The following is a 13,525-nucleotide window of genomic DNA, read 5'->3' as shown; positions in this document are numbered from 1 at the left end:
GGGCCTCTAGCTCATGCTTGGTTAGAGCAGCGGACTCATAATCCGTTGGTGCCCGGTTCGACTCCGGGGAGGCCTACCAATACATTTGACTGCACCGTCAGAAAGCGTCAAACTAGCCATACCACTCATCCCTTGAAGTGTCACTTGCCTGGCTCCTCTCGGGACGAAAAAGCCGCTCTCCTGGGCGGCTTTTTCACATTTGGAGGAAAGGAGTCAGTCGTGCCGACCAATCCGAAACCGCCAAAGCGAACCGTCGTCTATGTTGACGGTTATAACCTTTACTACGGTAGGCTGCGGGGAACCAACTTCAAATGGTTAGACCTTGTCCATCTGTTTGATATCTTGCTGGCACGCCGAGATCAGAATGAGGCATTGGACAAACTAAGATTGTTCACCGCCCCGGCGCTCGCAAAGTTCGCGACACATGGGGCAGCATCCGTAGAGGCGCAGTCGGCGTACCATCGAGCATTGAAGGCAAAGTACGGCGACCGGTTCGAAGTGACCTACGGCAATCACTCATATGACAAGAGTGGCACCTTGCTTCCGAGGTTTGCGCGTGGGCGACCGTTTGACCGGACTGATCGGGTGCGGGTCTGGAAATTGGAGGAAAAGAAGACTGACGTAAATCTTGCGCTTTGCATGTATCGGGATGCATGCCGGGGTTCGTATGATCGAATCATTCTGGTTTCCAATGACAGCGATGCAGAGCCAGCTTTGGAAGCAATTCGTCAGGACTTTCCCCACCTATTGATCGGAATTGTGGTACCTCTCCCTCCACATGCGACGGGGGCGCAAGTGCACCGTCGGGTAAGTGGGTCCCTTGGGAAGTACGCTGATTGGACTGTCGCCAGCCTTCATGATGAACAGTTATTCGAGGCGCAGTTACCAGAAATGGTTCCTACGAAGAAAAAGCCGATTCATAAGCCATCACATTGGTAGTTGGTTTTCCAGTTGCGCCTACCTCTTCGGCTCATAGCGTAAGGCCACAGCGCCAGAGCCGTATTCGATCCTGTCTACGAGCTTGAGGTCGACATACTTCGTCAGGCCTGCGAACAGGGTCCGGCCGTGGCCGGCGATCCGGGGATGCACGACGAATTCGTATTCGTCGATCAAGCCCAGTTCCGCCAGGGCCTGCGGGAGCGTGACGCCGCCCACGAACAGGCTCTTGCCCGGCTCCTCCTTGAGCCGCCGGACCGACTGCTCCAGGTCGCCACGCAGAAGCTCGGCGTTCCAGTCCACCTGCGGCAGAGTGCTCGACACCACATACTTCTTCGCGCCGTCGATGGTGCGGGCGAAAGGTATCATCCAGTCGTCCATCCAATCAGGGAACACGCCGTCACGCGGGCGCCATGCGCTCTCCATCATTTCATAGGTCGCCCGGCCGAAGAGAAGGGCGTCCGCCTGCGCGATGCTCTCGGCGGCGCGGCGGTGCAGCTCCTCGTCCGCAATCATGGCATTGTGGTCGCAGCATCCGTCCAGGGTGACGTTGATCGAATATTTGAGAGTGCGCATGGATGCTCCTTGTTGGCTTAGCGGGTTTTCTTCAGCACTTCCTTCTTGAACCAGTCATCGAGCAACTCCATCTCGTAACGGTACATCTCGCCGTCGTACCGGTTCCCACTCATCAGGTAGTTCGAGTCGGATATCTTGCTTTCACCCTGGCTGATTACCTTCCCATCCCGCGTGATGGCGTAGCGCAGGTGCATGCGGGGCCAGTCTACGTCGCCCTTCATCACGCGGACATCGCGTACCGCCACGCGCGGGAATACATCCCCCGCCATGTCGATATCGAGGAATTCCACCGTGAGCTCCTGGCCTGCAGGGAGCTTCTCGGCCAGCTTGCCGAGGTGCTCGCGGAGCTGGGTTTCCATCCATTCCCGGTCCGGTGGATAGCGTGGGACGTCGGTCATTTTCTCCGGGGCGGCGAAGGTCACGGTCACGGCGGCTGCCGCGCTGCCCACAGCCGCAAGCGCCAGCAAGCCGAGCGTACAAATAAGCTTTTTCATGATGCACTCCTCTTCGAAGAAGCTCAATATACGCCATTCCCCGGAGACCGGTCCGCTGTGTCACCCCTGCCGCAGCACCTTCACCACGGCCGCGAACTCTTCGCGCGCGTATCCCGCTTCTTCCGCTTGGCGCAATAACTTCGCGATCTGGGCGGGCAGCTCTGCGTTCAGGCCCTTCGCGCGCATCGCATGCTCGATGCGGCGCGTTGCATCCACTGAGATTGACAAGGGGCTCTGCGTGATGGAGAAGTCGTTGGCGGCGACAGCCTCTGCTTCATGCCGCAGGAAGGCGCCGAAGGACGGCGCCACGGCCTGCGTGATGTCCCCATAGGCCCGCAGGTCCAGCCCTTCGCGCTCCGCCAGCGCCATGCCCTGGAAGAAGCCCGCGGCCGCACCGTAGATGTAGCTCAGGGTTGCAAGATCCATAGTGGATGCGGCGCCCGGATCTTCGCCGAGATACACGGCATTGCCGCCAAAGACGGCGAGCACACTGCGTACGCGGTCGTAGTGATCCGCCGCGCCGGAGACGAGGATCGTCGTGTCCGGCATCCCCATCTGGTCCGGCGCCACCTGGAGCGCGCCGGCGACATAGCCGCCACCGAGTGCAGCGATACCCTCGGCGGCCTTGCGCGCTTCCTCTGGGCTGGTGGTGGTCAGTTGCACCAGGGTCTTGTCCCGCAGCGCGGCGGATACACCTTCCGCCGCCAGCACCTGCGCCGCAGCGGCGTCGTCGTGGACGCTCATCACGACGATGTCGGCGGGCTGGATGGCCTCCGATGCCTGCGCCGCAACCACCGCGCCTGCTGCGGCAAGGGCATCGGCCCGGCCCGGCGTGCGGTTCCATACGTGCACGGTCATTCCCGCTTGCAGCAGCAGGCGGGCAAGCGTGGTCCCCATCTGGCCCAGACCAATGACGGCAATTTTTTGCATGACGATCTCCTGTAAAGTTGGAGGCGCCAGTATCCTGATGTACCATAAACATCGTCAAGTACGCACAATTTTGTCAGGTACTACTCATTCGGTAAGTTTTGGAGAGTCATGGAACAGCCTTTCAATTGCGGAATCGGCCCCGCCTTCGAAGTCATCGGCGGCAAGTGGAAGGCCGTGATCCTGTACGAGCTGCATGAGCGGCCCGTGCGCACGGGCGAACTGCGCCGCCTGCTGGGCGGCATCACGGAGAAGATGCTGATCCAGCAGTTGCGGGAAATGGAGGCGGATGGCCTGGTAACGCGGGTCGCGTATCCGGAAGTGCCGCCGCGCGTCGAGTATTCGCTCACGTCCCTCGGCGCTGAACTCAACAAGGCGTTGGGGCCGATTGCCGATTGGGGCACGCGCTACGCCAAGCTGCGGCCAGCCCGCTGACGGAAGGAGAATCGGAATGCACCCCTCGGACAAGGCCAGCATCGTGCGCCAGCTGGAACTACTGGGCGTGGAGCGGGGCGACACCGTCATGGTGCACGCTTCCCTTCGTGCCGTGGGCCCGTTGGCGAATGGGCCGGTGACGCTAGTTGAAGCCATTCTGGAACGGGTAGGGCCGGAGGGGAATTTGATGGCCCTCGTTTCGTGGAACGAGTCCCCATACGAGGAAACACTGGGGCATGAAGTTGTTCCCGAGGAGGTGCGTGAACGCTGGCCGGCCTTCGATCCCGAAACGGCGCCGTCCTATCCCGGCTATGGCGCGCTCAATGAGTTCATCCGCACATACCCCGGCGCGCGCAGAAGCGCTCATCCCGATTCGTCGATGGTTGCCATCGGCCGTGATGCAGAGTGGCTCGTGTGGCCTCACGAGATGGGCAGCGCCTACGGACCCGGCTCGCCTATCGAGCGCTTCCTGAAGCTTGGCGGCAAAGTCCTGTCCATCGGGGCGGGCGAAGATGCAGTCACCGTGCTGCACTTTGCGGAGGCGCTTGCGGACATTCCGGGCAAGCGCCGCGTCACGTACTCCATGCCCTTGCTCCACTCTGGCACGCGCGAATGGATAAGCGCTTCCGATTGGGATTCCAACGGCATCCTGGACGAATACGCCGTCGAGGAGAAGCCCGATGCAGTGGAGCGCATCGCCCGCGACTATCTCGCCCTGGGCGTGCACAAGGAGGGGCTGGTCGGCCGCGCCCGCACGCGGCTGATCGATGCAAACGCCATCGTCGGCTTCGGCATCGCCTGGCTCGAACAGCGTCACCGGCGCGCCCTTTAGCTTGCCTTTAGCGACAGCCGCCCGTTCGATGCCAGAATGGGTGGATGAGTTTCCACGTGCATAGAACCATAGAACACGGGGCGGTGAATTACCGCATCCGGGAGCAGGTGGCTGCGCCGCCGCCCGCCGTGTGGGCCGTGCTGGCCGACGTCGCCGCCTGGCCGGAGTGGACACCCACCATGGGCCAAGTCAGTTTTCTGGACGAGCCCAGGCTTGCCATCGGCACTTGCGTGCGCATCCGGCAGCCGCGCCTTCCCACTGCCGTATGGGTGGTTTCGGCCCTCGAGCAGGGGCGCAGCTTCGCGTGGCGTACCGGAGGCCTTGGGGTGGTGGCTCATGCGCACCATGCCGTGGAGGCGCTGCCGGATGCCTCGGGCGGCATGCATTCGCTGGTGACGCTATCGGTCGAGCTGCGCGGCCCTTTTGCGAAGTTCATGAATCGCCTGATCGGCCGCCTCAACGAGGATTACCTGAAGCTGGAGATGGCCGGGCTTCAGAAGCGCTGCGCCGCTGCCTGAGCTGCAATTTCGTTCAAGACCAGTTCCTGCTTTGTCCCTATCTTGGGGTGAAAGGAGGATCACATGAACGAACGAACCCGAGGTTATCTCTATCTGACGGGCGCGATGGCGCTGGTCGGCAGCACCGTCGTGGCCAGCAAGCTGTCGATTGCGGCGATCCAGCCGATGACGGCGACCGCCATCCGCTTTGCCATCGCCACCCCGCTGTTCCTGTTGCTGATGTGGATAAGCGGCACACGCTTCCCTCGCATCGGCGCGGAGGACTTGCCGGTGCTGCTGACGCAATGTCTCGCCGGCAGCGTGGGCTACACCGTGCTGCTGATGTACGGCCTGCGTTACGCCTCGGCCAGCGACGCGGGGCTCATCATCGGCATGTTGCCGGTCGTATCGGCACTTTGCGCCGTGGTGCTGCTGAAGGAACGGCCGGACGCGCGCTTGGTGATGGCTGTGCTGGTGGCGGGGGCCGGAGTCGCGCTGATCGCCCTGCGCAACGGGGGCAGCGGCGGCAGTTCCATTGCTGGCAACCTGCTGGTCGGCGGCGCCGTGCTGTGCGAGGCGCTGTTTTTGCTGCTGCAGCGGCGCCTGAGGAAGGACATCGAGCCGCTGGCGCTGTCCACCATCCTGTCCGGCACGGCGCTGCTGTCGTCCGCCGTGCTGGCCCTGGGAGAAACGGGCGCGTCGCGTTTCGAGCCGCAGGCGCTCCAGGCGCTGGCTTACTATGCCGCCGGACCGACCGTGGTGGGCTTCGTGCTGTGGTATGCGGGGGCGCGCCGCGTCAGCGGGACGGAGGCGGCGGTGCTGACGGCGATAGCGCCTGCCTCCACGCTCGTGCTGGCGATGCTGGTGCTTGGCGAGCAGCCGGGCTGGCGCGAAGGGGCCGGGCTGGCCTGCGTGCTTGCCGCCATGGGCCTGCTGATGGCGCGCGCGCCACAGCCCAGGCGGAGCTAGCGGAGCAGCCTGCGTGCATAGGCGCCGGGAGCGATTCCAAAAGTGCGCACGAATATGCGGGTCAGGTGGCTCTGGTCGGCGAATCCAGCCGTTGCGGCGGCGGTGGAGGGCGGCTGCCCTGCCGCCAGCAGGCGTCGGGCGAGATGCAGGCGCCGCTGCAGCACATAGGCATGCGGTGTAAGGCCCGTCATCGCGGCGAAGCCGCGCAGCAGCTGGAACTTGCTGACGCCAGCGTCGTCCGCCAATTCCTCAAGAGGGTGGGCATCGGCAGGCATGTCGTCGATGCGTTCGCGTACCTGCACGAGGCGCTCAAGGGGCGGCGGGCCGCCCTTTGCCCCGCCGGAGAGAAAGGCAAGCAGCGGCAGAAGCGCCTCGTCAAGGCCACCCTCTCCAGATGCGGCCATGGCGGCGCGCGCAAAGAGCGTCTTCACGCGCTGGTCGCTGACGACCGGTCCCTTGAGATCGGCCTCGCGCCGGGCGCCCTCCGTGAGGTCGGCTGCAAGGTCTGCGACGAGTTCAGGGTCAAGATAGAGCATGGTCCAGCGGCGCGCTTCGCCGCCCAGGGCGTGGCCGTCGTGAACCTCGCCCGGCACCACGTTGATCAGGTTGCCCGGCAGCGCCTCCACCATGCCGCGGCGGCTGCGCGAGCGCTGGCCGCCGGACTGCAGCAGGCCAATCCCGTATTGGTCATGCATATGGGCGGGGAAGCTGCGCGCAGAATGGCCGTGCACCACGTCGATGCCGGGGTGGCGGGAAACAATCTGGAAGTCGCGGGACGCACTCATGGGCTCAATAATGCCCGATAGCCTGCCGCTTGTGTGGCTTGGGCCCGATCTTTAGCCACCGCTTAGAAAGGCGCCGCCGTTCGGCGATACCATGCGGGCATTCATCGTGTTCCTGGAAGGCTTGCCATGCTCCGTTTTGCCCTGCGCGCCGGTATTGTGATCGGCATACTCGACATCCTCAGCGCCATGGTGTTCTGGTATGCCTTGCGCGGCATGCCGCCGGAACGCATCCTGCAGAGCGTGGCGGCTGGATTGCTGGGACCTTCCGCCTTCAGCTGGGGCCAGCCTGCGGCGCTCCTGGGCGGCGTGCTGCACCTGCTGATGGCCGTGGTCATCGCGGCCATCTTCGGACGCTGGGCTGCGCGCAGCCCATACTTCGAGCTGTATCCCTACCGGATGGGCGCACTCTTCGGGCTCGCCGTCTACATCGTGATGAACATGGTCGTTGTCCCGCTGTCGAATGCCGTACACCCAAAATTCAATTTGTGGTGGGTCAGCTACAACGTGGTGTTCAGCCACATGATCTGCGTGGGCCTGTGCCTTGCATGGATGGCACGCGACAGCTTTCAAACGGCGGCCAGCCCCGCCGCCTGAGTGCCGTGCTCGGAGACTTGGCTCAGCGGCAGCGTGATGCGTACGCTTAAGCCGCCGCCCGGCGCCTCGCCGAGAACGATGCTGCCCTCCATGTGCGCGACGGCCCGCGCAACGATCGACAGCCCGAGGCCGCTTCCCGACGCTGCGCTGCCGGGAATCCGGTAGAAGCGTTCGAATACCCTGGCTCTCAGCTCCGGCGCAATGCCCGGCCCCTGGTCCGCTACTTCCAGCGTGGCGCGGTTGCCGGAGGTGGACAGCTTCACGAACACGGTGGTGCCGGCCTGCGTGTACTTGACGGCGTTATCGAGGATGTTGTCGAGGGCATGAACGACGCTCTCACGGTGCAGCGGCAGCACAACACCGGGCTGGCATTCGAGTTCCACGTCAATGCGCCGGCCGAGGCCCAGCGTGGCGAAGGCAGCGGCCCGCTCGACGAGCAGTTCGCTCAGGTCGATCTCCTCGCGTTTCAGGTCGCGTGCGTTGGCGCCGGAACGGGCGTAGGCCAGCAGCTGGTGTACCGTGTGGGCGCCCCGGCGCAGGCCATGCACAAGGCCGTTGTGCGCCGCCGTGCGCTGGCTGCTGTCGCCTGCCGCAAGCAGGTTGTCCGCATTGGCCTGGATGATGGCCATCGGCGTCTTCAGTTCGTGTGCGGCGTCGGCAAGAAGTTCGCGCTCGCGGCCGATACGTTCGTTGAGGCGGGCCATCAGAGCATTGATGGCGCCAACCATCGCTTCGAGCTCGCTGTGGCGCGCGGGCGGCAATGGCGACAGGTCCGCGCTATCCCGGCTGCGCACTGCATCGATGATCTCCCGGACGGGGCGCAAACCGATGCGCACCGCGATGAGTACTGGAATGAGAAGCAGCGGAAGACTGATCACCAACGGCAGGAAGACGTAAGTCGGATTCGATTTCCGGACCAGGAAACTGAGAGTGTCTTCGGTCGCCAGGCGCACCACCAGACCAGTGCTGTCCTCGGCGGTGGCCGCCAGCCAGGTGCTGCCGTCTACCTTGAGCTGCTGCATACCCGGGGTGGGCAGGCCTTGTGGCAGCCCTTTGTCGTTGAAGATCTCCCGCCCGTCCTTCCATACCTGGAACGCGATGGGACCCGCGCAATCGGCGTAGTAGACGGTACGCAGCTCCTTCTCCAGCTCCATGAAGCGCAGGCCCTTGCCACCGGGTCCGCCGCTCCCGGCTTCGGGAGCCAGCGAGTGGGCCGCCATGCGGGCGAGTACGGCAAGTTCCTGCTGCTGGCGCGCGCGGCTTGCTCCGGCAGCATCCAGGAGCATCGCCGCCAGCATCACGACCCAGAGCGCGAGAATGCACAGCATGAAGGAAAGTACCAGGCGCGCGGCCAGGGAGCGCAGTGTGAACTTCATTGCCTATCCTATTTTTCGATGACGTAGCCGACCCCGCGCACGGTGCGGATGTAATTGCCGCCGATCTTTTTCCGCAGGTTGGACATGTGGACGTCCAGCGTCTGGGCGTCGCTGTTGGGAGTCGCCCAGGCTTCGAGCTGGCGCCGGGTGATGACGCGGTTTACGCGCCGCATCAGGGAACGCAATAGCGTGAATTCAGTGGGCGACAATGCCAGCGGCGTACCATCGCGCGTGGCCGCCATGCGGCTTTCATCCAGCGTGAGGCCGCGCACAGTCCAGGTGCTTTCCTTGCCGCTTGCCCAGCCATTGGCGCGGCGCGCCACGGCGCGCATGCGTGCCAGAAGCTCGCTGGTGGCGAAAGGCTTGACCAGGAAATCGTCTGCGCCCAGGTCCAGGCCGCGCAGCCTGACGTCCAGCGCGTCGCGCGCCGTGACGATGACGATGGGCAGCTCGACGCCATCGGCGCGCAGGCGAGCCAGCAGATCCAGTCCGTCGCCGTCGGCCAGGCCCAGGTCCAGCAGGCCGACGTCGAAACGCTGCTCACGAATGATCCGCTCCCCGTCGACGGCACGGCGCACCCAGACTGCATCATGATCTTCGCCCAATGCCACATGCAGGGCCTGCCCCAGTTCGAGATCATCTTCGATCAAACAAATACGCACCTGCCGCCTCCACATTGAGCTGGCCTGAAGCTGGCGCAAAGCCATCCTTAAGCGGCGGCAGCGCATACTCTTCTTGCGGCGTGGCCCTACGCCGCTTTTAGGATGTCATTGAATGCACCCGTTCGCCCGGCCGGCGTCAGTCGCGCCGGGCTTCTTTTCCGAGTCTAACTCTGTTCGGTTAAGATTTGCTAAAGGTTGTGCCCGCCAGCGGACGCCAGCGCCGCATGTGTCGCATCCAGTACACGCGCGAACCGCGCACCCCTGCTTCGAACGGCGCGTTGCGCGCGCCGAGCCTTCAATCCGTTCCAGCCGCTTGCAGGGCGCCTCCAGCCGTGCAAAAAAAAAACGGCGCCGAACGGGCGCCGCGTCACAGCCTCTCAGAAGGAATACCGCGCTCCGAGCTTCAGGTAGCGGCCAATGGCGCCGCTCGAATCCATCGGGTTGTAGCTCATGGCGCCGTAGGTCAGCGGATCGAGCGGAGCGATCTTGTCCAGCACATTGCTCACCGAGCCGAATAACTGGAGCTGCTTGCTCGCGTTGTAGCGCACTGACAGGTCGACCGTGGTGAAGGAGGCGAGGCGGCACTCCTCGTTCGGGGCGGGCGAGTTGTCCGCTTTCCTGGACGCGCAGCCGTCGCCGGCGAAGTAGCGGTTTTCCATGCCGGAGCGGTAGTTCGCCGTCGTGGTCACGTTCCAGTCCGCGCGGTCCCAGCTTACGGTCAGGCTGCCCTTGTTCTTCGGCGTGCCGGCGCAGTTGGAGGTGTCGCAGTTGCCGTGCGTGCCGGCGTACTGGTACTGGACGGTGGGCGACTCGACGCGCAGCCAGGAGGAGATATGCGTCCAGGTCAGGCCCGAGGTCAAGCGTCCGTAGTCGCCCAGGCGCAGGCGCTTCTTCACGTCCAGGTCGATGCCGCGCACTTCCGTATGGCTCGAGTTGCGGTAGGGCGCGTAAGTGATCAGCAGCGTGCCGGTGTTGGGGATGACGTTACCTGCAGCATCCTTGAGGTTGTTGTCCGAACGGATGGCGGTGGGCAGTGCCGCGGCCTCGTTATAGGCCATCGGGTTGATTTCGTTCTCGCGGCGGATGCGCCACGCATCCACGGCGACCGATACATCCTGCAGGGGGTCCCACACCATGCCCAGGGTCACACCACGCGAGGTTTCCGGCTTGAGGTTCGGATCGCCCACCTTGATGGCCGTGATGGCGGCTGCACAGTCGTTGGCGGAAGCGCCCGGACGCGGCGTGCCATTGGGGCAGCGCACCGGGTCCTGCGCCGAGGCCGTGCCCGTGGACTGCGATTCTCGTCCCGACTCGGCTGGTCCGGGGGCGCGGAAGCCTTCAGCGTAGGTGCCGCGCAGCGCGAAATTGCGCAGTGGCGTCCACTTGAAACCCGCTTTCGGCGTGGTGGAGTGGAAGGCGCGGTAGTGGTCCTGGCGCACGGCCGCGGAAAGCTCCAGGCCCTTCAGGATAGGCGCTGCCAGTTCGGCGTAGGCCGCCGTGATCTTCTCGTCCCCTTTGGCCGCCACGTAGGACTGGTTGATGCTGCCATTCTCCGATCCGGAGAGCGAAGGGTTATCCACTTTCTCGCGGCGGTGCTCGGCGCCGACGGCGAGGCCCAGCATGCCGCCGGCCAGGGGCATCAGCTCGCGCGAAGCCTTGGCATCGATCACATCGAGCTTGGTCGTGGAATCGGACGTGGCGGTGCGCACCATGGCCGCGTACAGCGACGCAGGATTCTTGCTGGCCTGGGCGCCCATGTAGTAGGGGAAGTAGGGACTGGCGGGATCGCTCAGCGCTGCCTTCAGCACCGGCATGTTGAGGGCTGTGGCGCGCAGGTCGAGCGCCGATTGGGAATGCAGGATCCCGGCGTCGATATCCCAGCCGCCGATCTGCCCGCGCAGGCCCGCCACGACGCGGGAAAAGGTGTTGTTGGCCTCGCGCAGGTTGTCCACGTCCACTGCGCCGTAGCGCACGCGCGCGGGGGCGCCAAAGGGATTCTGCGGGTGGCTCGGCGCCACCAGTATCGTGCCCGCGCCGGAGCCATAGCTGATCACGCCGGTCGGGTTGGCGCCGTTGGGCGGGAATGCCACGGTTGGCGTGATGGTGGGCGGCGCCAGGTGCGAGGAGGTGTCGCGCTTGGAGTAGCTTGCTTCCGCATAGGCCTGCATGTCCTCCGACACTCTCCACGTTCCGCGCGCATACAGGTTCACGCCGTCGATCTTCGGCTGCATGCTGCGCCACTGGTCCTGGTGCGCCACGCACTGGGTCGGATCGGTCTGCACGCTTCTCGAGAGCTGGGCGCATCCAGGCAGGTAGACATATTGATTGTTGGCCGGATTGCGCAGCGCGCCCACCGGCGTCGCGCCGGGCACGCCGCCACGCAGATCGCCGGTGGCAAACTGGGTGGCCACCGAATAGCCCCAGGGCCGCAGGTCGCCATGGCCGATCCACGCGCGGCTGGCGCGGTCGCGGTTGAACAGCTCCTTGTTGCTGTAGACCTCTGCATTCAGCAGCACGTTGTAGCCATCGTCGTCCACTTTGCCGCGGCCCCAGGTGAGGGAAGCCTTCGCGCTCTCGCTGTCGTTGTATTGAAGCGCCTGTCCGATGGTCGCCTTGAGGATGGTGCCCTCCAGGTCCTTGCGCAGGATGATGTTCACCACCCCGGCAATGGCATCCGCGCCGTAGATGGAGGAGGCGCCGTCCTTCAGCACCTCGATCCGTTCCACTGCCTCCATCGGCACCGTGGAGAGGTCGGTGAATGTTTTTTGGCCGTCGTCGGCGCGGGCGAAGGGCGCCATGCGGCGGCCATTAAGCAGCACCAGGGTCGAGGTGGCGCCGAGGCCGCGCAGCGAGATGGCGGTGGAACCTGCGGCGAAGCCGTTCACGAAGCCAGTCGGCAGCGAACCGGCGCCATCGGAGGTCAGCGTCTGCAGGTATTCGGCCACCGTACCCTTGCCGGACCTGGCGAGGTCCTCGCGGCTGATGACCTGGACGGGGGAGGCGGTTTCGGCCTGCGCGCGCTTGATGCTCGATCCTGTGATCTCAACGCGCTGCACAGGACTGGAATCCTGGGCGTGGACGGCAAGCGTGGCGGGAGCTGCGACAGCCAGTGCGACGGCACGGGCCAGGGTACGGCGTTTCAACATGTTTGATCCCTCGGGTTGTTATAGTGGATACGGCGACCACATTCTCGGGATCACAACTGAAGCTCGGCTAAGGGAAAGCCTAAGACTGGCTAAAGGCCGCGGTGAGGGGGCGAGTCGGCGAGGGTCGCAGCCACAGGGCAAGGCAGGTGCGCCATTCGTGCGCTTCCAGCGCGGCGGACAATACCCATCGGCCTCAGATATACGGAGTGATGTGCTTCAGGGCGTTCTCCACGTACTGCTCCTTCTCGCCCACCGCAGCCACGTAATGCAGCGCAGAAGCCGCCGCGTCCAGGCCTTCCGTTTTCGCGATCACCCACGCGGCGAGATACGGCGAAGCCAGGCAGCCGCCTGCGGTGGCGACATTGCCGTTAGCGTAGAACGGCTGGTTCAGCACCTCCACGCCTGCTTCCTGAACCCATGGCTTGGTGGTGAGGTCGGTGCAGGCGGGCACGCTGCCAAGCAGGCCAAGCTTCGCAAGGATCAGCGTGCCGGAACACTGGGCGGCGATCAGTTGCCTTGCCGGGTCCAGCGCCAGCCGGGACATGAGCGCGGCATCGGCGACCACTTCCCGTGTCCTGATGCCGCTGCCAACGATCACCGCATCGGCGCGGCGCACCTCTTCCAGCAGCGTTTGCGCGCGCACGGTAACGCCGTTCATCGACGTCACTTCCTCCTGTGGACAGCACAGGCTCACCTTCCAGTCAGGCTTCCTGATCCGGTTGAGAATACCGAGAGCCACGATGGAATCGAGCTCGTTGAAGCCGTCAAAAGTCAGGATGGCGATGTGCATGGCCTGGCCCGTGGAGTGGAAGTGACGTCCATCTTACCTCAGCATCAAGCAATCTTCCCGAGCGTGGTTTCCAGCTTGCCGAAGAAGTGCTGCCAGCCGTACTGGGCGCCCTGGTAGGCGCGTTCCTCGCTTGGACGGAAGCCGGATTGCTCCATGCGCAGGTTCACGCCGCCATCGGTCGGGTCGAGCGTGAAGGTCACGACCGTGCGCAGGTCGTCGGATACGCCGGGCACCGAGGCGTTCCAGGTGTAGGTAAGCAGGCGGTGAGGTTCCGCCGCCAGCACTTCGCAGTCGATGCGGCCATCCCAGCCTGGCTGCGGCTGGGTGTGCAGGGAGAAGTGGCGGCCTTTCACGGGCTCGAAGTCGTTCTTCATCAGCCACTCTTCGATGAGGGGCTGCTGGGTGAGTGCGCGCCATACCTTTTCGGCGGGGTGCGGCATGAAGCGTTCGATGACGACGGTGCGGGTTTCTGCTGCATTGTTCATAGGTTTGCTCCGAAAAATCCC

At 64.3% G+C, this 13,525-nt stretch carries 15 protein-coding genes and 1 tRNA gene; 7 read left to right on the top strand and 9 right to left on the bottom strand.

Going from position 1 to position 13,525, the window contains the following annotated elements; translation table 11 throughout:
* Together LSQ66_RS17285 and LSQ66_RS17280 are read left to right on the top strand one after the other, a co-directional pair.
* Window positions 1-79, top strand: a tRNA-Ile gene (locus LSQ66_RS17285).
* A gap of 140 nt (window positions 80-219) precedes the next feature.
* The gene (locus tag LSQ66_RS17280; RefSeq protein ID WP_231766427.1) at window positions 220-939 is read left to right on the top strand and encodes an NYN domain-containing protein; all 720 of its coding nucleotides are present in this window, start codon (window positions 220-222) and stop codon (window positions 937-939) included.
* Window positions 940-957: 18 nt separating this feature from the next.
* Here the strand turns inward: LSQ66_RS17280 and LSQ66_RS17275 are convergent, their stop codons facing one another.
* Genes LSQ66_RS17275 through LSQ66_RS17265 form a run of 3 tightly spaced genes read right to left on the bottom strand, consistent with a single transcriptional unit; the run spans window position 958 to window position 2,942 of the window.
* Window positions 958-1,512 carry a dihydrofolate reductase family protein gene (locus LSQ66_RS17275; protein ID WP_231766426.1) on the bottom strand — a complete coding sequence of 185 codons (555 nt, stop codon included), beginning with the start codon at window positions 1,510-1,512 and terminating at the stop codon, window positions 958-960.
* Window positions 1,513-1,529: 17 nt separating this feature from the next.
* Window positions 1,530-2,006 (bottom strand): DUF3016 domain-containing protein, encoded by a 477-nt coding sequence (locus LSQ66_RS17270; RefSeq protein ID WP_231766425.1) that lies wholly within the window; start codon window positions 2,004-2,006, stop codon window positions 1,530-1,532.
* A gap of 60 nt (window positions 2,007-2,066) precedes the next feature.
* Window positions 2,067-2,942, bottom strand: coding sequence for an NAD(P)-dependent oxidoreductase (locus tag LSQ66_RS17265; protein ID WP_269449183.1), 876 nt, complete (start codon window positions 2,940-2,942; stop codon window positions 2,067-2,069).
* Between the two features lie 102 nt (window positions 2,943-3,044).
* Between LSQ66_RS17265 and LSQ66_RS17260 the strand changes: the two genes are divergently transcribed.
* The 4 genes from LSQ66_RS17260 to LSQ66_RS17245 all read left to right on the top strand — a co-directional run bounded on the left by LSQ66_RS17260 (window position 3,045) and on the right by LSQ66_RS17245 (window position 5,666).
* Window positions 3,045-3,368, top strand: a complete 324-nt coding sequence (locus LSQ66_RS17260) for a winged helix-turn-helix transcriptional regulator (protein WP_231766423.1) — start codon at window positions 3,045-3,047, stop codon at window positions 3,366-3,368.
* 16 nt (window positions 3,369-3,384) lie between these two features.
* Window positions 3,385-4,200: an aminoglycoside 3-N-acetyltransferase gene (aac(3), locus tag LSQ66_RS17255; protein WP_231766422.1), complete on the top strand. Its 816-nt coding sequence runs from the start codon at window positions 3,385-3,387 to the stop codon at window positions 4,198-4,200.
* A gap of 56 nt (window positions 4,201-4,256) precedes the next feature.
* Window positions 4,257-4,718, top strand: a complete 462-nt coding sequence (locus LSQ66_RS17250; RefSeq protein WP_231766421.1) for an SRPBCC family protein — start codon at window positions 4,257-4,259, stop codon at window positions 4,716-4,718.
* A 63-nt stretch (window positions 4,719-4,781) separates the two neighbouring features.
* Window positions 4,782-5,666, top strand: coding sequence for a DMT family transporter (locus tag LSQ66_RS17245; RefSeq protein WP_231766420.1), 885 nt, complete (start codon window positions 4,782-4,784; stop codon window positions 5,664-5,666).
* Here LSQ66_RS17245 and LSQ66_RS17240 read toward each other — a convergent pair.
* Window positions 5,663-6,451 (bottom strand): AraC family transcriptional regulator, encoded by a 789-nt coding sequence (locus LSQ66_RS17240; RefSeq protein ID WP_231766419.1) that lies wholly within the window; start codon window positions 6,449-6,451, stop codon window positions 5,663-5,665. The genes LSQ66_RS17245 and LSQ66_RS17240 overlap by 4 nt on opposite strands.
* Window positions 6,452-6,577: 126 nt before the next feature.
* On the opposite strand from LSQ66_RS17240, the gene LSQ66_RS17235 reads away from it, so the two are divergent.
* Complete coding sequence (locus LSQ66_RS17235; protein ID WP_231766418.1) at window positions 6,578-7,045, top strand: hypothetical protein; 468 nt, start codon at window positions 6,578-6,580, stop codon at window positions 7,043-7,045.
* Here the strand turns inward: LSQ66_RS17235 and LSQ66_RS17230 are convergent.
* The 5 genes from LSQ66_RS17230 to LSQ66_RS17210 all read right to left on the bottom strand — a co-directional run bounded on the left by LSQ66_RS17230 (window position 7,018) and on the right by LSQ66_RS17210 (window position 13,504).
* Window positions 7,018-8,421 carry a sensor histidine kinase gene (locus LSQ66_RS17230; protein ID WP_231766417.1) on the bottom strand — a complete coding sequence of 468 codons (1,404 nt, stop codon included), beginning with the start codon at window positions 8,419-8,421 and terminating at the stop codon, window positions 7,018-7,020. The genes LSQ66_RS17235 and LSQ66_RS17230 overlap by 28 nt on opposite strands.
* 8 nt (window positions 8,422-8,429) lie before the next feature.
* Entirely contained in the window at window positions 8,430-9,083 is a 654-nt protein-coding gene (locus LSQ66_RS17225; RefSeq protein ID WP_231766416.1) for a response regulator, read from the bottom strand.
* Window positions 9,084-9,460: 377 nt separating this feature from the next.
* On the bottom strand, window positions 9,461-12,229 hold the full coding sequence (locus LSQ66_RS17220) for a TonB-dependent receptor (protein WP_231766415.1): 2,769 nt from the start codon (window positions 12,227-12,229) through the stop codon (window positions 9,461-9,463).
* A gap of 193 nt (window positions 12,230-12,422) precedes the next feature.
* The gene (locus LSQ66_RS17215; protein ID WP_231766414.1) at window positions 12,423-13,019 is read right to left on the bottom strand and encodes a DJ-1/PfpI family protein; all 597 of its coding nucleotides are present in this window, start codon (window positions 13,017-13,019) and stop codon (window positions 12,423-12,425) included.
* A gap of 44 nt (window positions 13,020-13,063) precedes the next feature.
* A complete protein-coding gene (locus LSQ66_RS17210) occupies window positions 13,064-13,504 on the bottom strand; it encodes an SRPBCC family protein (protein ID WP_231766413.1) in 441 nt (146 codons plus the stop codon).
* Window positions 13,505-13,525: the final 21 nt, after the last annotated feature.

The sequence above is a fragment of the Massilia endophytica genome (assembly GCF_021165955.1).
Taxonomy (GTDB): Bacteria; Pseudomonadota; Gammaproteobacteria; order Burkholderiales; family Burkholderiaceae_D; genus Rugamonas; species Rugamonas endophytica.
Note: the sequence above shows the minus strand (reverse complement) of the source record. Positions and strands in the feature narration are given on the sequence as shown.

Excerpts from the sequence above, each read along its gene's own strand:
- LSQ66_RS17270 (WP_231766425.1), bottom strand. The coding sequence starts at position 2,006 with ATGAAAAAGCTTATTTGTACGCTCGGCTTGCTGGCGCTTGCGGCTGTG.
- LSQ66_RS17235 (WP_231766418.1), top strand. The coding sequence starts at position 6,578 with ATGCTCCGTTTTGCCCTGCGCGCCGGTATTGTGATCGGCATACTCGAC.
- LSQ66_RS17220 (WP_231766415.1), bottom strand. The coding sequence starts at position 12,229 with ATGTTGAAACGCCGTACCCTGGCCCGTGCCGTCGCACTGGCTGTCGCA.
- LSQ66_RS17210 (WP_231766413.1), bottom strand. The coding sequence starts at position 13,504 with ATGAACAATGCAGCAGAAACCCGCACCGTCGTCATCGAACGCTTCATG.
- LSQ66_RS17215 (WP_231766414.1), bottom strand. The coding sequence starts at position 13,019 with ATGCACATCGCCATCCTGACTTTTGACGGCTTCAACGAGCTCGATTCC.
- LSQ66_RS17275 (WP_231766426.1), bottom strand. The coding sequence starts at position 1,512 with ATGCGCACTCTCAAATATTCGATCAACGTCACCCTGGACGGATGCTGC.
- LSQ66_RS17245 (WP_231766420.1), top strand. The coding sequence starts at position 4,782 with ATGAACGAACGAACCCGAGGTTATCTCTATCTGACGGGCGCGATGGCG.
- LSQ66_RS17230 (WP_231766417.1), bottom strand. The coding sequence starts at position 8,421 with ATGAAGTTCACACTGCGCTCCCTGGCCGCGCGCCTGGTACTTTCCTTC.
- LSQ66_RS17260 (WP_231766423.1), top strand. The coding sequence starts at position 3,045 with ATGGAACAGCCTTTCAATTGCGGAATCGGCCCCGCCTTCGAAGTCATC.
- LSQ66_RS17240 (WP_231766419.1), bottom strand. The coding sequence starts at position 6,451 with ATGAGTGCGTCCCGCGACTTCCAGATTGTTTCCCGCCACCCCGGCATC.